29 protein-coding genes are annotated in these 25414 nt (G+C 51.4%); 12 read left to right on the forward strand and 17 right to left on the reverse strand.

Annotated features, from left to right (window positions below; all coding sequences use genetic code 11):
- Positions 1-19 precede the first annotated feature (19 nt).
- The 3 genes from ACPUC8_RS07710 to ACPUC8_RS07720 all read right to left on the reverse strand — a co-directional run bounded on the left by ACPUC8_RS07710 (position 20) and on the right by ACPUC8_RS07720 (position 3135).
- Positions 20-1183, reverse strand: coding sequence for an MFS transporter (locus tag ACPUC8_RS07710; RefSeq protein WP_494925986.1), 1164 nt, complete (start codon positions 1181-1183; stop codon positions 20-22).
- A gap of 124 nt (positions 1184-1307) precedes the next feature.
- Positions 1308-2504 carry an FAD-dependent oxidoreductase gene (locus ACPUC8_RS07715; protein ID WP_039332312.1) on the reverse strand — a complete coding sequence of 399 codons (1197 nt, stop codon included), beginning with the start codon at positions 2502-2504 and terminating at the stop codon, positions 1308-1310.
- 124 nt (positions 2505-2628) lie between these two features.
- The gene (locus tag ACPUC8_RS07720; RefSeq protein WP_494925987.1) at positions 2629-3135 is read right to left on the reverse strand and encodes a GNAT family N-acetyltransferase; all 507 of its coding nucleotides are present in this window, start codon (positions 3133-3135) and stop codon (positions 2629-2631) included.
- A gap of 55 nt (positions 3136-3190) precedes the next feature.
- Here ACPUC8_RS07720 and ACPUC8_RS07725 point away from each other — a divergent pair, with 55 nt between their 5' ends.
- Entirely contained in the window at positions 3191-3772 is a 582-nt protein-coding gene (locus ACPUC8_RS07725; protein WP_494925988.1) for a helix-turn-helix domain-containing protein, read from the forward strand.
- A 3-nt stretch (positions 3773-3775) separates the two neighbouring features.
- Here the strand turns inward: ACPUC8_RS07725 and ACPUC8_RS07730 are convergent, their stop codons facing one another.
- Positions 3776-4714, reverse strand: a complete 939-nt coding sequence (locus ACPUC8_RS07730) for an AraC family transcriptional regulator (protein ID WP_494925989.1) — start codon at positions 4712-4714, stop codon at positions 3776-3778.
- Positions 4715-4822: 108 nt separating this feature from the next.
- Here ACPUC8_RS07730 and ACPUC8_RS07735 point away from each other — a divergent pair, with 108 nt between their 5' ends.
- Positions 4823-5659: an oxidoreductase gene (locus tag ACPUC8_RS07735; protein WP_039332319.1), complete on the forward strand. Its 837-nt coding sequence runs from the start codon at positions 4823-4825 to the stop codon at positions 5657-5659.
- A gap of 61 nt (positions 5660-5720) precedes the next feature.
- On the opposite strand, the gene ACPUC8_RS07740 is transcribed toward ACPUC8_RS07735, so the two are convergent.
- Both ACPUC8_RS07740 and ACPUC8_RS07745 read right to left on the reverse strand, forming a co-directional pair.
- Entirely contained in the window at positions 5721-6047 is a 327-nt protein-coding gene (locus tag ACPUC8_RS07740) for a helix-turn-helix domain-containing protein (RefSeq protein ID WP_494925990.1), read from the reverse strand.
- A complete protein-coding gene (locus ACPUC8_RS07745; protein ID WP_494925991.1) occupies positions 6040-6423 on the reverse strand; it encodes a type II toxin-antitoxin system RelE/ParE family toxin in 384 nt (127 codons plus the stop codon). The genes ACPUC8_RS07740 and ACPUC8_RS07745 overlap by 8 nt, the downstream gene beginning before the upstream one ends.
- Positions 6424-6677: 254 nt before the next feature.
- Here ACPUC8_RS07745 and ycgZ point away from each other — a divergent pair, with 254 nt between their 5' ends.
- Entirely contained in the window at positions 6678-6929 is a 252-nt protein-coding gene (gene ycgZ / locus ACPUC8_RS07750; protein WP_494925992.1) for a regulatory protein YcgZ, read from the forward strand.
- Positions 6930-7769: 840 nt separating this feature from the next.
- Positions 7770-8306, forward strand: a complete 537-nt coding sequence (locus tag ACPUC8_RS07755) for a cysteine hydrolase family protein (RefSeq protein WP_039332330.1) — start codon at positions 7770-7772, stop codon at positions 8304-8306.
- A 33-nt stretch (positions 8307-8339) separates the two neighbouring features.
- Here ACPUC8_RS07755 and ACPUC8_RS07760 read toward each other — a convergent pair whose 3' ends face one another.
- Complete coding sequence (locus tag ACPUC8_RS07760) at positions 8340-8690, reverse strand: DUF3147 family protein (protein WP_039332331.1); 351 nt, start codon at positions 8688-8690, stop codon at positions 8340-8342.
- 11 nt (positions 8691-8701) lie between these two features.
- Entirely contained in the window at positions 8702-8977 is a 276-nt protein-coding gene (locus ACPUC8_RS07765; RefSeq protein WP_039332333.1) for a metal/formaldehyde-sensitive transcriptional repressor, read from the reverse strand.
- A gap of 114 nt (positions 8978-9091) precedes the next feature.
- Here ACPUC8_RS07765 and ACPUC8_RS07770 point away from each other — a divergent pair, with 114 nt between their 5' ends.
- On the forward strand, positions 9092-9955 hold the full coding sequence (locus ACPUC8_RS07770) for a nickel/cobalt efflux protein RcnA (protein ID WP_494926007.1): 864 nt from the start codon (positions 9092-9094) through the stop codon (positions 9953-9955).
- Positions 9956-9968: 13 nt separating this feature from the next.
- Positions 9969-10145: a DUF1289 domain-containing protein gene (locus tag ACPUC8_RS07775; protein ID WP_039332337.1), complete on the forward strand. Its 177-nt coding sequence runs from the start codon at positions 9969-9971 to the stop codon at positions 10143-10145.
- A 50-nt stretch (positions 10146-10195) separates the two neighbouring features.
- Here the strand turns inward: ACPUC8_RS07775 and ACPUC8_RS07780 are convergent, their stop codons facing one another.
- The 3 genes from ACPUC8_RS07780 to ACPUC8_RS07790 form a co-directional block, all read right to left on the reverse strand.
- A complete protein-coding gene (locus ACPUC8_RS07780) occupies positions 10196-11059 on the reverse strand; it encodes a substrate-binding domain-containing protein (protein WP_494925993.1) in 864 nt (287 codons plus the stop codon).
- A gap of 117 nt (positions 11060-11176) precedes the next feature.
- Positions 11177-11818 (reverse strand): LysE family translocator, encoded by a 642-nt coding sequence (locus tag ACPUC8_RS07785; protein WP_039332341.1) that lies wholly within the window; start codon positions 11816-11818, stop codon positions 11177-11179.
- A gap of 166 nt (positions 11819-11984) precedes the next feature.
- Positions 11985-12338, reverse strand: coding sequence for a DUF1428 domain-containing protein (locus tag ACPUC8_RS07790; RefSeq protein WP_039332346.1), 354 nt, complete (start codon positions 12336-12338; stop codon positions 11985-11987).
- A 176-nt stretch (positions 12339-12514) separates the two neighbouring features.
- Here ACPUC8_RS07790 and ACPUC8_RS07795 point away from each other — a divergent pair, with 176 nt between their 5' ends.
- Together ACPUC8_RS07795 and blc are read left to right on the forward strand one after the other, a co-directional pair.
- The gene (locus tag ACPUC8_RS07795; protein ID WP_039332348.1) at positions 12515-13198 is read left to right on the forward strand and encodes a RipA family octameric membrane protein; all 684 of its coding nucleotides are present in this window, start codon (positions 12515-12517) and stop codon (positions 13196-13198) included.
- A gap of 101 nt (positions 13199-13299) precedes the next feature.
- Positions 13300-13827 (forward strand): outer membrane lipoprotein Blc, encoded by a 528-nt coding sequence (blc, locus tag ACPUC8_RS07800; RefSeq protein ID WP_039332350.1) that lies wholly within the window; start codon positions 13300-13302, stop codon positions 13825-13827.
- Here blc and ACPUC8_RS07805 read toward each other — a convergent pair.
- Complete coding sequence (locus ACPUC8_RS07805) at positions 13824-15593, reverse strand: sensor domain-containing phosphodiesterase (protein ID WP_494925994.1); 1770 nt, start codon at positions 15591-15593, stop codon at positions 13824-13826. The two genes, blc and ACPUC8_RS07805, sit on opposite strands and share 4 nt — an antisense overlap.
- 666 nt (positions 15594-16259) lie before the next feature.
- Between ACPUC8_RS07805 and ACPUC8_RS07810 the strand changes: the two genes are divergently transcribed.
- The gene (locus tag ACPUC8_RS07810) at positions 16260-16808 is read left to right on the forward strand and encodes a hypothetical protein (protein ID WP_052206075.1); all 549 of its coding nucleotides are present in this window, start codon (positions 16260-16262) and stop codon (positions 16806-16808) included.
- 18 nt (positions 16809-16826) lie between these two features.
- On the opposite strand, the gene ACPUC8_RS07815 is transcribed toward ACPUC8_RS07810, so the two are convergent.
- Entirely contained in the window at positions 16827-17525 is a 699-nt protein-coding gene (locus ACPUC8_RS07815; RefSeq protein ID WP_494925995.1) for an alpha/beta fold hydrolase, read from the reverse strand.
- Between the two features lie 353 nt (positions 17526-17878).
- Between ACPUC8_RS07815 and ACPUC8_RS07820 the strand changes: the two genes are divergently transcribed.
- Positions 17879-19594 (forward strand): ABC-F family ATP-binding cassette domain-containing protein, encoded by a 1716-nt coding sequence (locus tag ACPUC8_RS07820; RefSeq protein ID WP_494925996.1) that lies wholly within the window; start codon positions 17879-17881, stop codon positions 19592-19594.
- Between the two features lie 46 nt (positions 19595-19640).
- On the opposite strand, the gene ACPUC8_RS07825 is transcribed toward ACPUC8_RS07820, so the two are convergent.
- The 4 genes from ACPUC8_RS07825 to ACPUC8_RS07840 form a co-directional block, all read right to left on the reverse strand.
- The gene (locus ACPUC8_RS07825) at positions 19641-20444 is read right to left on the reverse strand and encodes an anti-sigma factor family protein (protein WP_494925997.1); all 804 of its coding nucleotides are present in this window, start codon (positions 20442-20444) and stop codon (positions 19641-19643) included.
- The gene (locus ACPUC8_RS07830; protein ID WP_494925998.1) at positions 20441-20908 is read right to left on the reverse strand and encodes a sigma-70 family RNA polymerase sigma factor; all 468 of its coding nucleotides are present in this window, start codon (positions 20906-20908) and stop codon (positions 20441-20443) included. Before ACPUC8_RS07830 ends, ACPUC8_RS07825 begins: the two co-directional genes overlap by 4 nt.
- Before the next feature lie 75 nt (positions 20909-20983).
- Positions 20984-21520 (reverse strand): tetratricopeptide repeat protein, encoded by a 537-nt coding sequence (locus ACPUC8_RS07835; protein ID WP_039334227.1) that lies wholly within the window; start codon positions 21518-21520, stop codon positions 20984-20986.
- A complete protein-coding gene (locus ACPUC8_RS07840) occupies positions 21520-22116 on the reverse strand; it encodes a cytochrome b (RefSeq protein WP_039334228.1) in 597 nt (198 codons plus the stop codon). The genes ACPUC8_RS07835 and ACPUC8_RS07840 overlap by 1 nt, the downstream gene beginning before the upstream one ends.
- 173 nt (positions 22117-22289) lie before the next feature.
- Between ACPUC8_RS07840 and ACPUC8_RS07845 the strand changes: the two genes are divergently transcribed.
- Entirely contained in the window at positions 22290-23465 is a 1176-nt protein-coding gene (locus ACPUC8_RS07845; protein ID WP_494925999.1) for an efflux RND transporter periplasmic adaptor subunit, read from the forward strand.
- Entirely contained in the window at positions 23462-25396 is a 1935-nt protein-coding gene (locus ACPUC8_RS07850; RefSeq protein ID WP_039334230.1) for a MacB family efflux pump subunit, read from the forward strand. Before ACPUC8_RS07845 ends, ACPUC8_RS07850 begins: the two co-directional genes overlap by 4 nt.
- Positions 25397-25414: the final 18 nt, after the last annotated feature.

The raw sequence follows: 25414 nt of genomic DNA on the forward strand, positions 1-25414 counted from the left end.
GGATCAATGCCTCGTTAAGTCAATGTGCATTATGCGCGCTTTTTGCCACCACTCCGGCACGCGCAAAATAGGCAAACAACAGCCCCACGGTAGTTACTGCGGCCGCCACCAGCGGAAGTTGAGCGACCTGAACCCCTTGCTCCAGCACGTACCCGCCTAACCATGCACCTCCCGCGTTGCCAAGATTAAATGCCGCGATATTAAATGAAGAACCTAATACTGGGGCAGCCAGGGTGGCATGCATTGCCTGAACCTGCAGCGGTGTAATCGCAGAGAACATCGCCGCACCAAAAAGGAACACCAACATCGCCGTGACCACTTTGAAACCCGCAAACAGACCCAACGCAACCAGCACGGCCAACAAAATCACTAATGTCACCAGAATGCCCAGCCGCAGGCTGAAGTCGGTAAGACGGCCACCTAAAGGATTACCCAACACCATCCCGATACCGAATACCAGCAGCAGCCAGGAAACCGCACTCTCCGGGAAGCCCGTCACCTGAGTCAGCAGTGGGCCAATGTATGTCAGCGCAGTGAAAATACCGCCAAATCCCAGAATGGTGATCAACAATGCCTTCAGTGCCTGCGGTTGCAGCAATACTTTAAATTCAGTACTTAAATGTTGTGGCTTCTCGCTTTTGATATCCGGGACTAACACAACAATCGCCAGCGCGCCAAACACACCGATGGCTGAACAGGCCATGAAAGTACTGCGCCAGCCAAAATGGTCGCCGATCAAAGTACCAAGCGGTGTACCAAATACATTCGCTAACGTCGCCCCGAGAAACATGGCAGCGATGGCACTGGCTTGCTTATCTTTAGGCACTAATTGTGTGGCGACGACGGCTCCTAAACCAAAGAAGGAGGCGTGCGCCAACGCCGCAATCACGCGGGCCAGCAGCAGGTATTGATAGCTGGTCGCGACCGCACAAGCAAAATTTCCTGCGACGTAGAGCAACATCAACATGACCAGCGCATTTTTACGCTTAAAACGCACCATAAAAGGCGTCAGCAACGGGGCGCCAATCACCACCCCTAATGCGTATGCTGTGACCAGCATGCCCGCCGATGCCACGCTAATCGACATGTCATGAGTGATGTTAAGCAGCATGCCAACAATGACAAACTCTGAGGTACAAATGGCAAAGGCGCCAACCGCAAGGGCGAGTAAGGCAACAGGCATAATCACATCCTATTTATCGGACTCGCAGACAACCCGATGCTGTCTGCTGCAGTGAATGCATTGTTGCTATTCAGGGCTTACCAATAAATGGAAAGGGATTTACTGGATTAGAAAGTAAAATTTTCTAATTAAGATGCTTCGGCCGCTCTGTACGAAACCCTAAGCCAATTAAACGGCCAAACAAGTGGCGTAAGAAAGGGAAGCGACTGATGAGCTGCGGCACTTTGCTGGGAGTGCTGCGCTTTCGTTTATTACTGCTCATTTTGATTTGCAGAAACTGGGTCGCCACCGTGGGAAACTGTCGCCGCCGCTGGACCTTCTGTAGATCACGTAAAGTAAGTCTGTTGTCTTTCAAAGGTTGGGTGAGGACGTTGGCAGCCGCCACCGCGTCCTGAATCGCCAGATTCACCCCCACGCCGCCTATTGGTGACATCGCATGGGCGGCATCTCCAATACACAACACACCGGGCTTCGCCCATTGCTCAAGCCGATCTATACGAATCGAAAGCAGCTTGAGTTTATCCCAGCTATCCAGTTGTGCCATTCGCTCCTCACTGAAAGGTGCAACCTCAGCCATGGTGTGCTTCAGCACGTCCAGGCCAGCGTGTTTCAACTCATCAAACTGTCCTTTTTGAATGGTAAAACCGCACTGCCAGTAATCACCACGATCGATGACGATGAAATTTTGCTTGGGGCCTTTATGGCCCATGCCCCATTGAGGATCTCCAGTTTGTTTATCCAGGCGGAACCACAACACATCCCGTGACGAGCCAAAGCTTTTGCTTTGTAGCCCCGCTTTAGCACGCACCTGGGAATTACGGCCATCTGCACCAATCACCAGCGGAGTTTGAATGACTAGCTGTTCGTTACCCTGTAACGTTTTAACGCCCACCAGCGCACCATTCTCATAGACCAGGTCAGCAAATGCGGTGGATTGCAGCAGAGTAAAGCCAGGAAAAGCAGCCGCTTTGCGGGCGAGGAAATTCAGGAAATCCCACTGCGGCATAAAAGCGATAAAACGGCTCTCTACCGGCAAACGAGAGAAATCAGCCATGGTGATTTCTTGACCCGCCACTTCAGCCTGCAACTTTTCAGCCCGCTGATGAGGCAACGCCAGTAATTCATCAAGCAAGCCCAGTTGGCGCATAATTTCAAGCGTTGAAGGATGGATAGTATCGCCGCGAAAATCGCGCAGGAAGTCGGGATGTTTTTCAATCACGACAACTTGTAGACCAGCTCGCGCCAGGAGATATCCCAGCATTAATCCTGCGGGACCACCGCCAACGATACAGCAGTCAGCGGTGAGTTTTGTTGATGGCATCCTGACCTCAGCACAAGGCAATTGATGATAATTGTTATCATTTATATAGCATTATGGTGCAGAAAATGAGGAGATAAATGCCCCGCTAAAAGTGCGTTAACTGTTCACGTCACCCTTAAGCGCATCAAGGCTGATGACGCGTATCCAATTTAAGCTGCAAAAACGTCAGGTCGAGCCAGCGTCCAAACTTGCACCCCACCTGGTTTAACCTGCCGCCATCGCTGAACCCTAACTTCTTATGCAGTGCTATTGAGGCGTGATTCTCTGACTCGATGCCGGCAATCATCATATGTTTATCCTGTTCGCGCGCCCGTTCGATTAAAGCGAGCATCAGTTGGCACCCGATTCCTTTGCCACGCCCCTCTTTATGCACATACACCGAATGTTCGACGGTATGACGATAGCCATCCCAGGGTCGCCAATCACCGTAGGAGGCGTAGCCGATCACCAGCTGCTCCTCGACGGCAACCAGCACCGGAAATCCTGCCCTCTGCCGGGACACTAACCACTGGATACGATTAGCCGTATCCACCGTATTATCATTCCAGATCGCAGTGGTGTGGAGCACCGCGTCGTTGTAGATCTCAGCAATGATTGCTGCGTCACTCTCTTGTGCTTCACGTATTTGCATGATGCCCTCCCCGTCACTATAGTAGATGTTTCGTTTACTATCGTAGTTATCCATTATGTTAGATGAATTGTCCAGCAAAGAAGACGACATCAATGCACGCATTGGTCAGAACATAAAAATTGAACGTGAGAAACGTGGCTGGTCATTAACCGACTTGGCCGAGCAATCTGGTGTCTCGCGCGCCATGATCCACAAAATTGAACGTGGCGAAAGCAGTCCCACCGCCACCTCATTGGCGCGTTTGGCGGGTTCGTTCACTATAAGTATGTCGCAGCTTATCGCTCTCACTGAAGTTCAACCCGGCACTTTGCTGCGCCATGCGCAACAGCCTGTCTGGCAGGACCCGGAAACCGGTTACATTCGCCGCCATGTTTCGCCGGGTGACATTCCGCTGGATGTGGTTAGCGTTGAACTCCCGCCGCATACTGACGTGCCAATGCCTGCCATCTCCTACCTGTCTCGTCGCCAGTTAATCTGGGTGCTGGAGGGTACGTTACGCTTTCAGGAGGGCGATAACCTGTTTGAAATGCAGCCAGGAGATTGCCTTGAGTTAGGTGATCCGGCGGATTGTGTGTTTAGCAATGCCACCGATATCATGTGCCGCTATGCGGTGATGGTGTTGAAGACAGCCGCGTGAATTTCAATGCGAGGAAACAAACGCGGAAGCCTGCTGCGCAGGTGGCACCGCGAAATTGCGCTGCATGCGTTTGATCTCCTCTGCTGGCGGCAATCCAAACAGGCGTTTAAATTCACGGTTGAATTGCGAGGCGCTCTCGTAGCCCACGGCATGACTCGCGGCGGCTGCCGTCATCTCCTGACGCACCATTAACATGCGCGCCTGATGCAGTCGCACCGATTTCACATACTGCATCGGCGATTGCTGGGTGATGATTTTGAAATGCGCACTGAACGTCGGCACGCTCATGCCTGCCTCATCCGCTAACTGTGTCAAATTCAGCGTCTGCGCATAACAGGCGTGAATATGGCGGAGCGCCTTGCCCACTTTGCCGAATTGTCCTTGCAGGGTCAGCGCAGCGCGCAATGTTTGTCCCTGCGCCCCTGTCAACACACGATAATAGAGTTCACGCACCAGTGATGGGCCAAGTATTGCGGCATCCAGCGGATGGTTGAGTACGGTTAAAAATCGTAAAACAGCATCACGTAGCTTTTCATCCATCGGACTGGACACCATGCTCTGTGCCGCCTTCACCGCAAGCGGAAGGTGTTGCTGCTCCAGTTCCAGTAACAATGCCGTCGCCAAACTAAAATCCAGATGCATGTAAATCGCCAGCAACGGATGTTCCGCTGTAGCAGCAGTCTCCATGGTGAAAGGCACCGGCACAGAAACCGCCAGATAGTGCTGCTCGTCATAGACATACACTTGATCGCCAAAATAACCGCGCTTACTGCCCTGGCAAACAATCACGATGCCCGGATCGTAGAGTACCGGGGTGCGCGCCAGCGGACGATCTGAGCGTAAAATGCGCACATCCGGCAACGCCGTCAAATTGTATCCCTCTTGCGGGGCTAACGTTTTCAGTAGTTGAACCGTGCGTAGCTGCACATCTGAATGAAACATCACATTCTCGCAATCATAAGAATAGGCAATAAAAGCAGAAGATACGGCCTTATAACGCACTCTTCCAGAGAATAATATGCATTCTTCATTCACTTAGTGAGAATCGTAATGTCAACCTCTAAAACACTTTTGATTACTGGCGTCAGTAGCGGATTTGGCCGCGCCCTGGCGCAAGAAGCGTTAGCAAAAGGCTATCGTGTGATAGGAACGGTGCGAAATGCCCAGGCGAAAACGGCATTTGAACAGTTACATCCTCAACATGCTGTGGCATTTGAACTGGATGTCACCCATTTCAGCGCCATTGATGATCTTGTAGCGGATATTGAAGGGCACCATGGGCCGATTGATGTGCTGGTGAACAACGCCGGATACGGTCATGAAGGGGTAATGGAGGAGTCTTCTCTGGCGGAAATGCGTCGTCAGTTTGATGTTAACGTCTTTGGCGCCGTGGCCATAATCAAAGCCGTACTGCCTTATATGCGGCAACGTCGCCGCGGACATATTCTCAACATCACCTCGATGGGCGGATTTATTACCATGCCGGGTATCAGTTACTACTGCGGCAGTAAGTTTGCGCTGGAAGGTATTTCAGAAACGCTGAGCAAGGAACTGGCTGCATTTAATATTCATGTGACCGCTGTGGCACCCGGCTCATTCCGCACCGATTGGGCGGGACGCTCGATGGTGCGAAGTGCGCGCAGTATCACCGATTATGATGCGCTGTTCGACCCCATTCGCCAGGCGCGTGAGGAGAAGAGCGGCAAGCAACTTGGCGATCCGCAGAAGGCCGCACGCGCGATGCTGGCGGTGATCGAGAGCGACAACCCACCCGCTCACCTGCTGCTGGGCAGTGATGCACTGAAACTGGTAAGAGAAAAACTGGCGGCGTTTAGCACGGAGATTGATGCGTGGGAATCACTGACACGTTCGACGGACGGCTATTAAACTTCATTTCAGTGTCGGCAGATAACGTGAAAATTGCTAAGCCCCTTTACAGGGGCTTTCGCTATTGAAGAACGCTTAAACCTTTTTTGTCGATAATATCAAGCAGACGCTTGGCCGCACCATTAGGTTCCTTCTCTTCGCGCTCCCACTTAATCACGGTGGCAACAGACATTCCAACACAAGCGGCGAGCATGGCTTGACTCAACCCAAGCCGTTCACGCAATTCCTTAATCGCTTGGCCTGACATCATAGGTAACACTGGAAGTGTCGCGCGCAGTTCCCGCAATCTGACTCGCGAATCGATTTTTTCTTTAAGCTCATCAGAAATCGCACCAATTTCATTGAAATCGTGAGCTATTTCCTGAAGATCTTTGAGATGATTAACCATCGCAATGTACCTCTCGCATTTTTCCCATTCTAATAGCTTGGCTGGCTTGTTCTGGAGTGAGATTGAACATCTCTTTAGCAACTTGTTTATAAATCAAAAGATCAGATTCGGGAATTTCTCTCCCAACCTGCTTTACCGATGATTTAGCATAACCATTAACGAAAAAAAGATGATTATTGATTTTGAATGCAACAACGGCTCTGGCTCCACCGCTTTTTCCTTGGCTTAAAGGTATTCGTTTTTTAAATACCCCTCCACCGAAATTGGCTTCAAAAATACCGGCAATCACCTCTCTGGCAGCCGTACACAATCTAACATCGTCAATGTTGTCACTTTTGGTATTCCTGTCGAATGGCTTTAAGACATAGATGGCCATGATGCCTCCCTTCTGTGGTTTGATTAGGACGGTCCTTGTCCTCACATGAAGAGTTATAATACCAAGTACTATAGATGTACTCAATTCAGAATTGTTGTTAGCCTCGCCTATTACTTAAGCACCTGTAATTAATCAATTAGCACTTTTTGCAAAAACAGCCTGCCTGATGTTCCTTCATATTCTTGTACAAACTGATTAAGGTTGTATAACTTTCGCGAGCATTTTGCTCACAAGTTAGCCTGGAGGAAGGAACCATGCGTCAGGACAAAAACCTTTTATCCACCTCAGATGCCATTGCGCGTTATTTTAATGAAGCGACCTTGCCCTCTCAGCAAGAAACCCTCGGGCACATTGTGGTGGAAATATTACGTTCCGGCCGCACGCTCTGCCGCAAAACGCTCTGTACCAAACTGATTTGCCGTCTGGAACAGGCCAATGACACTGAAGAAGCGTTGCACTATCAACAACTCATCGGGTTGATGTTTACTGCTAACCGGGAATCCTGAGAACAGGCGCACGACTCTGCTAACGGACAAAGTGGCTTCCGCCTCATCAGATCTTTCGCTTTAGACTGAACCCACTTTGTTATCTGTCGCGGATTTGTTGCGATAACCAGAGAACATTTATGCATAGAAGTGATGAGGAACGACTGGCCGATATTCTAATGGGCGATGCAGTTCTACAGCTATTGAGGAATGTAGGGCCAGTATCCAATGATACTCTGCTCGAGAAACTAAGAATCATGGCCGCGCAGGAGTCAGACCCCGCGAGGCTGAAAGCGTTGCGTCTCGCTATGGCAGAAGTCATGAATAATCAGCAGACAACCTCTAGAAATAGCGTAGCGCTAAAGGACGCGGATAACGTCACGCATATTTTCCGTAATCGTAGTCACACGGGCAAAGACACTCAGCATTAATAATGGGGCCAGTTGGCCCCATTTTCTTAATGATCGTGAGAATGGCGCGGGAAAGCATGTCCGCTATGTACTGCCATAGCTTCTGTACCCGCCATTGGACTGCGCAACAGATGGGTTAAATGAATGGGCTTTACCAAATCCGTCATCCCGCAGATAAGTGATGATTTATCACTTTAGCGGCTTTTTATCCCGATGCGCAAAACACAGATGGATTTTGTACAGGACTGTGATAACGTCGAACTTCATCTGTTATTTTACGCGAGCCTGAAATGTCTCAGTTTATTACGTTGACCACAGTGACCATCACCACCGCATTTGGCGGCGGTGCGTGTGTATCTGTAACGAAAACGTAAGCTTACAGGTTCCCTCGCCCCGTCAGACAATGGACGGGGATCGTCTCCGTTCATCACACAGTGAAAGGAGACACACCATGGCATCCCCAAGTAAAAAAGCGTTGTTGATTATTGATATGCAGCACGGCCTGTTTTTTGCGCCACAGCAGCCGTATGCCGCAGGGGCAACGCTGGCTAACATCAATTTATTGATTACTCGCGCCCGGGAAATGAAGGCCGCTATCTTTGCTGCACGCCATACAGGACCTGAGGGTTCACCTCTTGCAGAAAGCAGCCCGTTGACACAACTTATCCCGCAACTGGCAATAGACCCAACGCAGGATGGTGTGTTTGTGAAGCGCTATCCAAACTGTTTTCGTGGCACCACGCTGTCAGCATCATTGCAATTAGCGGGAATCGAAGAGTTGGTGGTTTGCGGGATGAAAACCGAATATTGCGTGGATACCACTTGCCGCGCAGCCGCAGACTTAGGATTTCGGGTGGTTTTAATCGGTGATGCACATACCACTACGGATAACGGGCAGATCATTGCGCAACAGATTATTGCCCATCATAACCAGACGTTGTCAGGCCCCTTTGTGCAACTGGTGACGGCTGCCGAATATCAGTTTTGACGGGTGCGCGGCGGTTGCCGCGCGCTACTCTGGTTACATCAGCGCGATACCAAAGCGTTTCAGCAACGTGGCCCATAGTAGAAACAACAGAATGGTCAGTAAGCAGCTTGCCACCAGCGTTGGCCAAAATCCCCAGCGTTGATAGAGAAACGGAAACGCGACAAACATTGGCAAGGTAGGCACCACATACCAGAAGGTGTACCACGCGTGACTGGCAATTTTGGCTTGGCTCTGCCCCTCCAGCTTCATCCATATCAATACCAAGACCGTGACTAAAGGCAGTGCCGCAATCAATCCGCCCAGGCGGTCACTGCGTTTAGCCACTTCAGAAATCAGCACCACCATCCCCGCCGTTATAGCGTACTTTGCGATCAACCACAGCATGCAACACACCCCTACTTCAAATACGAACGAATAACGCTGACGATCTCTTCCAGATCCTGACTGCGCTCAGCTTCCGTCGCCGATTCATTCATCAAATGCTCTTTAATGTGCCCTTCCAGCAGTTCTGCCATTAATCCGTTCACCGCACCTCGCACCGCAGCAACCTGCTGCAATACCTTCAGGCACTCCTCACCGGACTCCAGTGCCGTCTCTAGCGAAGCCGCCTGCCCTTTAATGCGACGCACGCGCGTAAGCAGGCTTTTCTGATGCTTCAGTGTATGGCCCATTGTCAGCTCCTGTTGATCTTAATGTATACTGGGGTATAGTATATTTTCTTTGATTTTTCGATTTTACGGCACTCCAATGCCGCTTTCAACTTATCACGACACGAGATGATGACTATGAATGATTTCGCGGCACTGTTGAGTCAGGGCTCGTCCAGCGCGCTCCTGTTTATCCCCAGCGCCATCCTGCTTGGTGCCCTGCACGGCCTGGAACCGGGCCACTCGAAAACCATGATGGCGGCTTTTATCGTGGCTATTAGCGGCAGCGTGCGTCAGGCGGTGATGCTCGGGTTGGCGGCAACACTATCCCATACTGCCGTAGTGTGGTTGATAGCGATGGGCGGGATGTATCTCAGTCGTCAGTTTACCGCTGAAGCGGCCGAACCCTGGCTACAGTTGGTGTCGGGCATCATTATTTTGATCACGGCGGCCTGGATGGGCTGGCGTACATGGTCAGAGGCGCATGCGTGGCATCACGGCCATCACCATGAGCACAATCACCATCACGACTCGCCACATCACCACCACCATCATCATCACGAGCACGCGGATGACCTGCCTCGCGTCTCTCTTCCCCATTTTGGGGCTGAAAGTCAGGTTTTCCAGGATACACATGAACGCGCTCATGCAGAAGATATTCGCCGCCGCTTCAATGGCCGTGAAGTCAGTAACCTGCAAATTTTGCTGTTTGGCCTGACTGGCGGGTTAATCCCCTGTCCTGCGGCGATCACCGTGCTGCTCCTGTGTCTGCAGGTCAAACAATTCAGCCTCGGGGCAGCGCTGGTGGTGTGTTTCAGCATTGGTCTGGCATTAACGCTGGTGACAGTGGGTGCCGGTGCTGCGCTCAGTGTTCGCCATGCGACCCGTCGCTGGAAAGGGTTTGCCGATATTGCGCGCCGTGCGCCTTACTTCTCCAGCGCCCTGATCGCCGTTGTGGGCATCTATATGATGATACACGGCTTAAGCGGCCTCACCCGTTAAGGAAAAAGTCACTATGTCGGTAAAATCGCCCTGCATTGATATCTGTATTTTTGAGGGTAAAAGTGGTTGGTGCCGTGCCTGTGGCCGCACCCGCAAAGAGGCGCAAGAGTGGCGCAAAATGTCACCCTATCATCGCAAGGCGATTGAACGGGCGCTAAAAGACCGCGTAGCAGCATTAGAAATCAAATAGATTAGGTGATCGGGGTGCTGAATTTTTAGCACCCCATTATCTTCAGCGAATTAATGGCGAATTGCGCAGCCACACTGCGACATCTCGCCTGGTACATATTTTCCGTGATGGGAATGACGCACCTGCAGTTCACCCTGTTGCCAGGCATCAGTTTCGTCAGTTTTGTTTTCCAACAGGCGATTCAGCGCCTCGGTGACCCACAAATCACGTCGTTGCGCCCAGCTGGTAAGGTGCCAGGTTGATGCGCGCGCTTCATCCACATCATCAAACCCCACCACCGCCACATGCGAGCCTTGGCCAAAATCACGCACGGCTTGCAGTGCACCAAAGGCCAACACATCGCTCTCACAGAACAACGCGTTGATACGCTCTGCTGCGCGGGTTTTCTTCAGATAGGCCATCATCGCCTGATATGCCCGTTCGCGGTCGTTCGCACCGGCGGACAGCTCTACGGTCAGCGCTTTATGCTCTGCCTCTAAACTTGAGACGAATCCAGCCATTTGTTGCACCGGGACATCATTTTCCTTGCTATGCATAAAGCCAAAACGCTGATGCCCCTGCGATAGCAGCAATAATCCCATCTCGGCACCGGCATCAAATCCCTCGGCGATCACCGTGTTCGCACGACTATCACGGCTTTGGCTTAAATGCACCGTTGGAACCTCTGGCAGTGCATCCGCCACGGCACTCAGTTCATCGTCAAACAGTGATGTCAGAAACACCAGCCCCGCCAATGGCAAAGCAGCAGCATTGCGCAGCGTGCTTTGATAACTTTCACGGGAATCCACATTCAGCAGTAGCGTAAGGTATCCGCGAGCATTTATTTGACGAGTGACTTCATTCAACATTCTTACGGTATTGGGATTGGTGAATTCATCGCTGACAATACCGATGATGTTGGGATTAACTGCCATGGCCGAGCTCTCCTGCAACTAGCGTGCGGTTATGATTATGTAGGTAACGAAAGTGATTCCACGTTACCCGAATAATCCGTTATCGCCAATCATCAGACTTGTTGTCCGTGATGATTTTTAACGCCGGGTCATGGCAAGGCGAACCCCCAAGCCAATAAAAGTCATTCCCACGATGCGATCTAATACTCTTTGCAATGTGATGTTGCGTGATACCGCACTGGCCGCGCCCCCCGCCAGCAGAGCGAAACAGACGTCAGTCAACAAACCAATCACGGCGTATGTCAAACCCAACACGAGAAACGAACTGGCATGGTGTGCACCATCGACCACCACAAATTGCGGGAAGAACGAAATGAAAAACAGCAATACTTTTGGATTCGTGATGGAGGTTATAAAGCCGCGCAATAACAAACTGCGCGTATTGGTGCGAGGAACCTCAATCTTATCATTGCTATTTTGTGGGCGGGAAATAAAGGTTTCCCACAGCATTTTACTTCCTAAATAAATGAGATAGGCGGCACCGATATATTTAATCACGGTAAATAACAGGGGAGAGGCCGTGATTAATGCCGTGAGGCCAACTGCACTGGCCAGTGCATGGGTGCAACTGCCTAAAGCCACCCCACTTGCCGATATCACACCACTTTTTCGTCCATTCGCCACGCTTTGCCCAACAACATAGGCCAGATCAGGACCGGGCGTAATGCACAATAACAGAACTGAAACGATGAAAAGGGGAAATTGAATGATATCCAGCATAGAAATCTCCTTGTTGATGAGAAATCGATTTTATCGTTTAGACTTTAAAGATCCATTTTTAAATTTAAGCCTGATGGACTATTTTTTGGCTGATATGGAAAAAAACAGACTCACTGTAACGGCGCGATTTATCGCGCAAAAAAATGCGCCGCTACAGAGGCAATGATCACTCTTCCAGTAAAATGGCGAATCCACCGTATATCATCCGCTTGCCATCGAAGGGCATATTTTCACCCATCTCTTTCATTCGCGGATCGGACATCATTTTTTGATTCGCCGCATCACGAATCTCCCTTGAAGGATATTCAATCCAACTGAATACCACCGTTTCGCCCTCCTCCGCTTGCACCGCCCTGTAGAAATCGGTGAGTTTTCCTTCCGGCACATCATCTGCCCAACACTCCACCACACGCGTGGCACCAAACTCTTTAAATAGCGGTGCGGCTTTCGCTGCCATGGCACGGTACTCCTCCTTATTGATCTCCGGGACCGCCACCACAAAACCGTCAACGTACGACATAGGCTATTCCTCCGTCGTGATTACTGCGGCCGAAACTGATCGCACCGTAAAGTGTACAAATAACAAACAACTCACGAGCAACCTGAGAGGATAAATGCGGACTGACTCGCAGATTCCAGTATCCGATGAAATTTACGTTACAATGTGGGCACGATAGTTACGTCATCAGGATTGTTATGCGCATTACCATTGATTCGGCCGATCAACCGTTTATTCACCGCCTGCTGGGCGAAGAGATCGAACAGATTGATATCCCCTCCGCTGACCCACGCTTATCACACGCGCTTCAGGTTGCACGCCAGCAGAAAAACCATGAGGCGGATCTCGACTGGAAACGCAACGCCCTCTTTTTATTCTTGTTTGTATTTCTCTACGTCGTACTGGGCGCATCTTTAACCTTGGATCTCACCGCGCAGGCACCCAGCCATAAGAGCCTGGTTTACGCGCTGGAAGCGGTACCTGTGTTGATTGCTTTTTCTGGCTTGTTCGTGTCACTGCTATTCTTGTTTTTCACGCGCAGCAGTGCACGCCGCTTGCGTAGCTGGGACCACAGTATTTTTGTTCTGGAAAAATACACCGGCTCCAACCTCTATTTGCAGGTCAATGAGATGGGCGCGCGCACCACGAATTATTCGCAATCGGCCATCAATATCGCCCTGGCGCTGTTTATCTGTGTGACCTGGGTGGTGATGTACAACTACTTCACCTTTACCACCAGCGGCGTCATTGGGAGCGTGATCTCACTGTTTATCACCACCATGACCTACGTCATTCTGGATATTCAGTTGTTAAAATCAGGTACATCAATCGCCATCGATGAACCTTTGATTCCTGCCGACGAAGATAAAGATAAGAAATAACGTCACATCTCAGGCGGTCTCCAGGCCGCCTTGAATAATGTTGCCTATAATCAAACGGACATTCGTCACGATCACGGATTCCGTTTGATTAAGGAGCAGTCATGAAGTTATGGCCTTTAGCCGCCCTCGCCGCGTTATCTCTCACATTGGTTGCCTGTAAATCACCCACGCCGCCAAAAGGGGTAACGCCGATCAGGCCTTTCGATGCCAGTCGCTATCTGGGGAAATGGTATGAGATAGCCCGCCTCGATCACCGCTTTGAACGCGGTAAAGATCATGTGACCGCCACTTATGCACAACGCAGTGATGGCGGTATCAGCGTTGTAAATCGTGGTTACGATCCAGAGAAAAAACAGTGGAGTGAGAGCGATGGCAAAGCGTATTTCACCGGTAAATCAGATACTGCAGCGCTTAAGGTCTCCTTCTTCGGTCCCTTCTACGGTGGCTACAACGTTATCGCCCTGGATGACGACTATCAGTACGCGCTGGTGAGCGGGCCAAATCGTGATTATCTGTGGATTTTATCGCGCCAGCCCACGCTGCCTGATGCCGTTAAACAGCAATACCTGGCCATCGCCAGGCACCTGGGTTTTGCCGTTGATAAATTGATTTGGGTTGATCAGCGTTAACTCTGCATCTTCCAGCGCAACCAACTATCAAGCTCCTGTTCGGGCAACGGGCGGGAGTGAAAGAATCCCTGAGCCTGATCGCAGCCGAACTCTTTAAGCGCCTCCAACGTCTCACTGTTCTCCACGCCTTCGGCCAGCACCACATAATCCAACTCTTTCAGCATGGAGATAATGCTCCGGGTGATAATGCGCGAGGCGGTATCGGTTGCCAGGCCGCTAATAATGGAGCGATCAAGCTTGATGACATCCAACGGCATGCGCCGCAGATAACTGATATTGCTATAACCCGTCCCAAAGTCATCCAGCGAAATATCAAAGCCGCGCAGCTTCAGCATTTCCAGCCCTTTAATCGCCGCAGGACTTTCGAGGATACGTTCGGTTTCCAGACACTCAATACCCAGCAGGTTCGTCGGGAGACGAGCCTTGGTCATTTTGCTCTCCAGCCTCTCGGCAAAATCCCCGTGGCTAAAATCCCGCACGCTGACGTTAACGGTAATGGGTAACTGAATGCCTTGCCCCTGTAATCGCCTTAAACGTCCAATGGTTTTTTCAATTACCCACTCGGTAATCTCCTGCAACAGGGAGGTTTGCTCGGCAAGCGGGATAAAGTAAGCAGGAGACAATTCACCTCGGTTTGGATGACGCCAGCGGATCAATGCCTCAAGCCCGATCGGCAACCCCGTTTTCAGGCAAATTTTGGGTTGATAAACCAGATAGAGACCGTGGTTATGGCGTACCGCAGTCGCCAGATCATTCACTAAGGTGAAGTCATCGGTGCGGCGTTCATCGTTACGCTCACTGAAACTCATAAAGGGCACCGCACGACAGATGGCTTCGTGTAAGGCGCTGACTGCACGGCGCAACACTTCCTGCGCGGATACCTCGGCAGGGAGAAAAACAGCTTCACCGGTATGGGTGGTGAGGTCGACGGATAACCCTTCCCCCATATCGGCATGCACGCCTTCCATCCTACCTGCCACCCACTCGGCATCAAAGTGGCTGCTGCTCAGCGTTAACAAAGCAAACCGTCCGGTTGCAACCGTGTAGAGCAACTCTTTAGAGCCTGGGCGTAATCGCAAGGGCAGTAAGGTTGCCATATCTTTGAGAAGCCCTTCGACCGGCCCCATCCCCAACGATCTTGCTAATTCATATGCACGAGGCATATCAATGCAGTCAATCAACACCAGTCGATGGGATGCCTGGCTCCCCGCCACCCGCAGAGTTTGCAGATCACGGATCAATTGCTGGCGATTAGGTAAGCCGGTGATGAGATCGGTAAAGCCAACCGAATGCCAGGCTTCCAGAAAAGAGATCACCAGTTGGGATAACAGCGTCAGGGTAGCCAGTTTTTCCGCGCTAAATTCGCGCGGTTGGGTGTCAACCACACAAAGCGTCCCTAAAAAATGCCCCTCTTGGGTTATCAGTGGTACACCGGCATAAAAACGAACAAACGGTGCCCCGATGACAAAGGGATTGGTTGCAAAGCAATGATTTTCTAGCGTATCCGGAACGATTAAAGGAGCCGCGTCTTCAACAACAAATTGACAAAGTGAATCGGCTCTCACAGTTTCGCCGACGGCAAAATCATGTGCGGCTTTTATGTACTGATAATTATCGTCAATCACTGAAATGAAACTACTCGGCACATCCAGTGTTTTACTCACCAGATGGGTGAATTTACTCAGTACATCATCACGGCAGAGATCAGGAGCACGGAGAGCCTGAAGCGTAACCCCGCCATGAACGAATTCATTCGTTACGCTCATGCACACTCATCCTTTTAGTTTGCAGTCACTGCAAACGGAAATGTAAAACAACAACGTTGTTGATAACAACAGAAACCCGCTTCATCGTTGCGCTTATTTTGTTCATTATTGTTGAACCTCATCGACATACTATGCGTGACGCAGGGATTTGTCATGTTGATTTATCCTGACAATTTCTTTACGCATTACGTTATCCATAGTAATAGTTTAAAATAGCGAAACGTAATATCAGATTTAACAATACCAATCTTTAAACTCTCAATTCTTCCTTAATTAATTTATACCCAGCAGTTCACAGGCTGAGCATCTTTATTAACCACAAATCGAATTACGTCACCGGCTGGAATGATAAGTTCGAGATGCTCTCTGTGGTTTAAATACTGTGTCAATCAACCTTAAGACAAAAGAAGATTAAAGGTATACTTTACAATGATTTAGGGTATCACCATCAATTATAAGAAAAACACCCACTTCTTGACTCTTCTTAAAATCTGCTAAAATACCTTATCAATCATGTCCTGCACTCTGCCTGAGAATAAGCCTACCTCAGACATTAATTAATTAAGAAACATTAACAATTTCCTCCTAAGCATCAATCAGTTAAATCCGTGGAACACCATCTTTTTATCAATCGATTCATTAACTCATTTTAATGGTGAGGGAAATATGAATGGCATAACAGAAGAACATAGCAGAAAAAATGCTGTTTTATTATGGGGTTTGCTCAGCGGCATTGTTTTACTTTCACTCTACTGTCAAGCCAGTGAGATTAATCTTTATTCAATCAATACCGGTTCGTTTGTCTATCACTTGACGGACAACCATGGGCAATACACTGAAAATTTTGAGAATAATTTTTTCTCGGTAGAGCGTAAGTTGTCTGAAGACTCACCGTACAGCGTGCTGCTCGGTACGATGAAAAACAGCTTTGACGATCGCTGTCTGGCCATGGGGGTAAGACGAGACTGGAAAGTCTGGGACAATGGCTGGACGTTTAAAGGCATTTACGGTTACACCGGTGAGTTTTTCTTTGATGCCTTTAAGGATTGCGGCGATCACGGCTCCTATCACGACTTTAAGAAAGCGACCGGGATCGGCTTCTCACCCTATATTTACCATGGATTTCAATATAACTTCACACCCTACTTTGGCATTGAGTCAGGGATTATCATCCCTTCGGTGTTTGTGATTACCGTGCAGTGGAGTTTTCGGTGAAGCGCTTAAATCCTAAAGTCAGAGTCTATATTTCTCTAGCCATTCTGCAATATTTGAAGAAAGCATACGAGGTTGCTCAAGGGGCACCATATGACCACTTTCACGGATAATGTGCATGTCACCGCCTAGCAGTGCATTGATTTCTCGGGACTCCTCAAGACCGCGCATCCCATCGCCTTCCGAGGCAATGATCAATACTGGGCAGGCTGGCGGTTGGTGGGTAATATTTCTCCGGTCAAGAAGCGCCTGCGTTCTGAACACCTGCGCACCAAGCTGTTTGCCCATGGCACGAATTTTATCCATCAGGTATGGGTCATTTTGTCGGGAAGGATGCACAGACGGTTTTAATACCGCATCGCTGAAGCCACTAAACGCCCCCATTAACGCGGTTTTTGAGGCCGAATCCAGTAATGCACGTTGTTCTGGCGGATCTTCACGTAATGAGGTGGCAATCAGGATCATACCCGCCGTGCGTTCGGGAAAGGCTTCTGCAATCGCGCGAGCGACATAGCCCCCTAATGAAAATCCCACCAAAATAAAACGCGCTGGCAGGGTATCAACAATGAGACGGGCATAATCTGCGATGCTTTGTCCCTGACTCAGGCTGACACGGATATACACCCTGTCACCCGGACAGGCCGCAACAAAATCATCCCAAAGGGTTTCATCCAGCATAAAACCCGGTATAAGCACTAACGGTAATGGCTGTTCATTCATCAGTTAATCCTTCAACTCGTTCTGATTCATGGCCGGAGAAATCCCGTCAATCGAAGCGCCTTAACTTCACAATGTTGCAACGCTGTTCTGGATAATGCCCGCTCCTGTGGCTATCATCAACTCAACTTTCCACCCACTGATAATTAAGGAGGATTACTATGTCATCGTGTGAGTTGTTTGTTTACGCACACTTTTATAGTAATTGGCCGCGCTCAGCTATCTCTGCATTCGTGCTGCGATAATCCGCCTGAGCGAAGTTCACTAATACTGTCATCCCTTCCTCCGGCTTACCGGGTTGTCGTCAGCGATTTATGACGTCGGGCTTTCTACGCCTGCAACTTATGAGTAAGCACATGAGCACACTTCTTTCCGCACACGCTGTCGGCTTTGATAACGCCTTCGGTACACTTTTTCACAACCTTAATTTCAGCCTGAAAAAAGGCGATCGCATTGGCTTGCTGGGTGATAACGGCACGGGTAAAAGTACCTTGCTGAAGATCCTGAGCGGTGATCTTGAAAGCAGCCAAGGCCGCGTCACACTGGCAAACCACTGTTTAATGGCCCGCATCGAGCAGCATCTGCCTGCGCAGTTACATCAGGCTTCACTCTATGCCAGCGTTGTTGCCCGCCTGCCAGAGCAACAGCAACTCAGTGAGGCCTGGCGCGTAGAAGCGTTGCTGTCCTCACTCGGGTTCAGCGCAGAACAGCAGGCTCAATCCGCCGCTACGTTGAGCGGCGGACAGCACATGCGTCTGCTGCTGGCACGCGCACTGATTCAGCAGCCTGACCTGCTGCTGCTGGACGAGCCCAGTAACCATCTCGATTTATCCACCCTGCTGTGGCTTGAGCAGTTTCTCAATGGCTGGAACGGCAGTTTTGTGCTGGTATCGCATGACAGCACACTGCTGGATAAGGTCACTAACAGTAGCTGGATTCTGCGCGACCAAAGTCTGCACGCTTTCCGTTTGCCCTGTTCGGCAGCGCGACAAGCACTGGCTCAACAGGACGAAACCGATCTGCAGCGCTTTCAGGCAGAACAGAACGAAATTGATCGCGTTGAAAAAAGTGCAAAACGGCTGGCTATCTGGGGCCGCACTTATGACAACGAAGGATTGTCCCGTAAAGCACAGCAGATGGAGAAACGCGCTAACTGGCTGAAGGAGGCGCAAACCACCCTCAGTGAAGGCAGCCTGTGGCGATTGCAATTGCAGGGCGAAGCGCTGGATGCCAATCGCGTGCTGGCGTTGCCTGAAATGAACGTTCACCCAGCCGAGCATGCTCCGGCGCTGTTTTCATTACCGGCCTTACAGGTAAAAAGCGGCGATCGTGTGGCGATTGTCGGCCGCAATGGCAGTGGCAAATCTTCATTACTGCGGCAATTATGGCGCGATTATCACATTGAAAGTGGCGCGCTGTTCCATCCACGCGCTCGGCTCGGCTACTACGACCAAAGCCTCAATCAGTTGCGGGATGAAGAGACGCTCAGCGAGGCGCTGGCGAAGTTTGCGCCACTCAGTGACGACCAGCGAAAAATGGCGTTGATAGGGGCAGGATTTCCTTACCTGCGTCATCAGCAGTTGATCGGTTCATTAAGCGGTGGCGAACGTTCGCGTCTGCTATTCGTGGGTTTGACGTTAGCACGTTACTCGTTGTTGCTGCTGGATGAACCAACCAATCATTTAGATATGGTCGGAAAAGAGGAGCTTGCCGAGGCGCTCAACCAGTTTGCCGGTGCCGTGCTGCTGGTGTCGCACGACCGCAGTTTAATCAGCAGCAGTTGCAACCGTTTCTGGCTGATCCAGGATCGGCAACTGACGGAGTGGCACGATTTTGATCAGGTCACCGAGCAGATGCGCAGTGAACAGCCCATTAAGATCGTCACTGCCTCCGTTGCCTCTTTACCCACTCAATCACAGAACGATGAGGATGCACTGCTGCTGGCGCTTTGTGAGTTGGAAAGTAAGCTTGATGAAGAGTTGGCCCGTAAACCCAGGCATCAAAAGCCTGCGCTGCAATCACAGTGGCAGGCAGAGATTGTGCGGTTGAAACAGTTGCTGGGCATCTCGTAAAACAATATCGGCGCAATGTATTGCGCCGATACCTTTACGTATGAATTTATATCAGCGCCGCGTTCAATGACTGCGCGGCCCTTTTCAACTGATCCGCTGGATTACGCCCAATCAACACATACTGATAGCCGCCACGATGCCACCACACCAGGTTCATACCGTGACGCTTTTCCTGCGCCAGTCCGCTTTGCAGCGCCTGGTCTTCACGTGAAATGCACAATGCCATCGGACCATAGCTGCTGTGATTCCATGCGATTTGCGTAATCAGGGCGTCATCATAACGCAGCATACGCACACTTTTTAAACTCGCTTCCGGCAGCACCAACTGTTCCGGCGTGAGGTGCAAATCCAGGTCGCGCGCGGTGCGCTGAAGGGATCGCAGCAACACTTGTGGTGAACTGTCGACGTCAGCCAGCGTTTCTGGGCTGTACAGCGACATATATTGCGCTTCCAGCTCGCGAATGCGTTCGCTTTCCCCCTGACCGGCTTTCGCGACGGGACGCGCCAAATAGCCTATGCCGCTGCCCACCAGCAAAAAACTGACTGACGCAGCGATCAACGCGCGACGGCTCACCTGCACGGGTGTTTTAGCCGGCACAGAGGGTGTGTTAGCCAGCAGATACGCCAGCCGCGATTCCATTCGTTCCAGCGGCGCTTCATCCAGCATTGGGGCAAAAGCATCGGCAAAGGGTTGATTGCTTTTCATCAGTTCTGCGGTGCGCGCAGAAAGGGTTTCACTGCGTTTCAGTTCGGTTTCAAACGCCTGTGCGTCATCCACGCACATCTCACCATCCAACCAGGCAACGATGGCTTCATCCGCATAGGGCGAGGTAAATCGAGGTGCATTCACAAGCGTTTCTCCTGTACCCCAGGCCGCGCTGTGACTGCGCTAGCGAGCGTGGTGCGGGCCGCAGCGAGGCGGCTCATTATGGTTCCAATCGGCACGGCCAGGGTGTCTGCAGCTTCCTGATAGGTAAAGCCCTCGACATACACTAAAAATACCGCGTTACGTTGCGCCTCTGGCAGCTGCCCTACGCGCTGCATCACTTTGGCGTACTGCATCCGCTGCTCATTTTGCAGTTGATGATCGGGGGCCAGTAATTCATCGCTCTCGACAAATCCCTGCCCCATCCGCACCCGCTGCGCGCGCAGTTCATTAATCCACACCGAATGCAGCACCGTGAACAACCAGCGATCGATGCGCGTGCCCGGCGCGTACTGGGCGCTGCGTTCCAGCGCCCGCACGCAGGTGGACTGCACCAGTTCTTCAGCCACATCCCGGTTACGCGATAACACCATTGCGTAACGCCACATGCGCGCCAGATGGGCCGCCAGGTGCTGGCGGACTTCAGTACTGGTGATGGGCTCGCCCTCCGTGAAATACCATCATTATGATTCTGGATGGCCATTAATCGCCGCGTGCAAATCGCGATACTCTTCACAATTCACGCCGCACAGCGATTTGATAATGGTGAGTTGCTCTTTCGCCAAATCAGGACGTCCTTTGATCATCCAGGCTTCTCCCAGATATTCACGCACTTTGGCGTATTTAGGATCAAGCGCGATCGATTTTTGATAGTAAGCCATGCCTTCATCAGTGCGGCCCAGCTTTCGCGTCGCGTAGCCGCGATAGTTCCAGGCCTCCTTGGTGTTTTGATTGTGCAAGCTATCCAGCAGTGTCAGTGCCGCCTGATACTCGCCTTTTTTCGCCAGATGATAAGCGTAATTCGTCTTATCTTCATCGCTCAGCATACTGGTTTTTTCCGGCACGCAGGACTTGGTTTTGCTGTCGTACACTTGCCCTTTCGGACAGTCGGGTGTTTTCTTGTCGCTGTCGTCATCCCCCATCGCCAGTGCGGCTGGTGCATGTAACACCATCAGCAGCACAGGCACGGCGAACCAGCGAACCTGAGTCATCATCTTCATCATTTTTCCTCGCGGAGTGGCATGGAATCGCGCAACGGCAGCATACGGCGCAGCACGTTGTCGCGCAGAACGTAGTGATGGAGTAACGCTGCCAGCGCATGCGCGCCCGCCAGGCTAATCAGCGCCCAGGCAACGTTGTTGTGTAATCCCGCCAGCGTGTGGCGCAAGGCGGTATCAACCTGGATAAAAGCAGGAACATTGAACAAGCCAAAGAAACTAAACGGCTCCTGTTGTGACCAACGAAACAGGAATCCCAGTACGACCTGTGTAAACAACAGCAGATACAACAGCCCATGCACGGCATGCGCCACAATACGCAGCAGCGCACGCCCTTCTGCTGGCGCGACCGCCAGATGCGACTGACGTTGACTGTAGATCCGCCACAGCGGACGCACAATCATCACCACTGCCAGCAAAATGCCGAAAGAGATGTGCCACGCCTGTAACCCTTTACGCAGCGGCGTGCCCTTCTCTAACTGTTCCCAGATATGTGCAGAAACAAACAGAAAAATCACACTAAAAGCCGTGATCCAGTGCAGCGCCATGCTGAAAGCGTCATAACGCTGACGATGTTGAGGGTGAGGCGTAACCGACATAGCATTTCCCTAAAAGTAAGTGATTTAAGGGGTAAACAACTCAACCACGTTTTCTATTCGGAAAATTTTCATTTTTTTCTCAATGCGCGCCATTTAGTGAGTCAATCCTGACGAATTTTCTCCTGTTTGTTGCATTTAGTGATTATTATTCTCGCTTCATGAAAGGGATGCTTATGTTCAATACTTCTAAAAAACGGCTTTTGATCGCAATTGTTCTGTTACTTGTCATTATTCTGGTCTGGGCTTACAGCAGTTCACGGCCAAAATCGAATGCGCTGGTCACGGCGACGGTGCGTCAAGGCAACATTGAAAATGTCATTGCTGCAACCGGCAAGATGGACGCCATAGAGCGCGTCAACGTGGGTGCGCAGGTATCCGGTCAGGTTAAAAAGCTGTATATCAAAGCCGGTGATGCGGTGAGCAAAGGTGAACTGATTGCGGAAATCGACGATCAGCCGCAGCGCAGCGATCTCCGAAACGCAGAAGCCGCCCTGAGCGTGGCACAGGCCGATTTGGAAACGCGCGAAGCGACGCTGGTGCGTCAAGATGCGCAGTTCAAACGCCTGCAACAGATGCTGAAAACCAATGCGGTTTCCCGCCAGGATTATGACGAAGCTGCCGAAGCCTGGAGCACGGCACGCGCAGAGCTTACCGCGCAAAAAGCTCGGGTGATTCAGGCACAAATTGAAGTGGATAAAAAGCAACTCGACCTGAGCTATACCCGCATCATGGCGCCGATGGATGGGACGGTGATCGCCATCGTCACCAAGCAGGGCCAAACCGTCAATGCCGCGCAAAGTGCACCGACTATCGCCAAACTGGCGCAACTCGGCACCATGACCATCAAAGTGCAGATCTCCGAAGCGGATATCAACAACGTGAAACCGGGTCAGCAGGCGTGGTTCACCACTTTTGCTAATCCCGATAAACGCTATAACGCCACGCTGCGCAGCATTGAACTGGCACCGGAATCGGTGATGAAAGATGATGCGTTAATGGGCAACAGCGAGAGCACCCCCAGCAGCAGCACCAACGCCGCCATTTATTACAATGCGCTGCTGGATGTGCCGAATCCTGATAATGCGCTGCGTATCTCCATGACCGCCCAGGTGAATCTGTTGCGTGACGCGGCGAAAGAGGCATTGTTGATCCCGGTTCAGGCCACCAAAAAAGATGCCGATGGCAAAACCTTTGTTGAAGTGGCTGATAAGGAAGGCTTGCCCGAGAAGCGCATCATTACCACCGGCATCTCCGACAGCGTCGATATTCAGGTATTAAGCGGTTTGCAAGCAGGTGAGAAAGTGATCCTCGCCACTCAGGCACCAGGTGCCGACAAGGTGGTGATGTGAGCCTGATCGAACTGAAAAACATTCAGCGCAGCTATGTTAACGGTTCACAATCTTTGCATGTGCTGAAAAACATCAATCTGCAAATTGCCAGCGGCGAAAGGGTGGCGATTATTGGCCCTTCTGGCTCGGGTAAATCAACCCTGCTGAATATTCTGGGCTGTCTGGATGCTGCGGACAGCGGGCACTATTTTATCGACGGGCAGAATACCGCCACGCTGTCACCGGATGCACTGGCAAAAGTGCGGCGCGAGCATATCGGCTTTATCTTCCAGCGCTACCATTTGATGCCGGATCTCACGGCCTTGAGTAACGTCGAAATCCCAGCCATCTATGCCAACCTGCCGGGTAACCTGCGCCGCGAACGCGCGGCACAGCTGCTGGCACGTTTGGGTTTACAAGGTCGAGAGCACCATAAGCCCGGCGAACTCTCCGGTGGCCAACAGCAGCGTGTCAGTATCGCGCGTGCGCTGATCAACGGCGCAGAAATTATTCTTGCGGATGAGCCCACCGGCGCACTGGATTCTCACTCCGGCGAGGAGGTGTTGCGCATCCTGCATGATCTGAATCGTGAAGGACACACCGTCATTATCGTCACGCACGATATGAAAGTGGCGCAGCACGCAGATCGTATTATCGAAATTCAGGATGGCGAGATTGTTGCCGACAGCGGCCGCAAACAGGATGCCACGCGTGCTCGCTTTGCGCCGGTGGCGCGAAAAAGCCAGAGCAAACTGCGTGGATTCATTGATCGCCTGCGTGAATCCATGCGCATGGCGCTGAATGCCATGAACAGCCACCGTTTGCGCACCGCCCTGACCATGACCGGCATCATCTTCGGTATCGCCGCCGTGGTTACCGTTGTGGCGTTGGGGCAAGGTGCACGCGAAAAGACGCTGGAAAGCATTTCAGGTCTCGGCACCAATGTAGTCTCCGTCTATGCTGGCGGTGACTTTGCCGAAGATGAAGCGCACCCGGTATTAACGCTGGTGATGGCCGATGCCGATGTGATTGCGCGCCAGCAGTTTGTCGATAAAGTCAGCCCCGAACTCCTCTCCACGCAGCCCATTCGCTATCTCTCAAACTCCTCCAAGGCTTCAGTTTCCGGCGTTGGCAAAGACTACTTCGAGATTCAGGGCATCAAACTCATTGAAGGCAGCAACTTCAGTGATGAACGCCACGCGCGCCAGGAGATCATTATTGACACCAATACGCGCAATAAGCTGTTCGCCGCGCATGAGAACCCCATCGGCAAGATGATTGTGCTGGGCTCCGTGCCGGTGCGCGTGATTGGCGTGGCGCATGAAGACAACGGGATCTCTCCCAACCGCCTGAGTGTGTGGTTGCCGTGGAGCACCATGATGTACCGCATCAGCGGGCAAACGGCGCTCACCAGCATCAGTATCAAACTGAAAGATGACGTGGTGAGTGGTCCTGCCGTGGAATCACTGACCCAGTTGTTGACCGCACGTCACGGCACCAAAGACTTCCTGATGTTTAACCGCGACAAGTACCGCAAAGCGATTGAAGGAGCTGCCGCGACGTTAACGTTGTTGATTCTAATGGTGGCCTCTATTGCCTTGATGATTGGCAGTATCGGCGTGATGAACATCATGCTGGTGTCTGTCACCGAGCGTACCCATGAGATAGGCGTGCGTATGGCGGTGGGCGCGCGACGAGGCGATATTATGCAGCAGTTTATGATCGAAGCGGTGCTGGTTTGTTTAGTGGGCGGTTCGCTGGGCGTGGCGCTCTCTCTGGTGATTGGTCCGTTGATTAGCCTGATGGCCGGAGGCGTGTTGACGGCCATCTACTCGTGGGAATCGGCGGGAGCGGCGTTTGCCTGCTCAACCATCATCGGTATGATTTTTGGCTATCTGCCCGCGCGTAAAGCGGCACGTATGGACCCTGTGGCGGCCTTGGCGAGCGAGTAATCTGAGTATCATTGCGGT

Source organism: Pantoea sp. CFCC18177 (genome assembly GCF_059412425.1).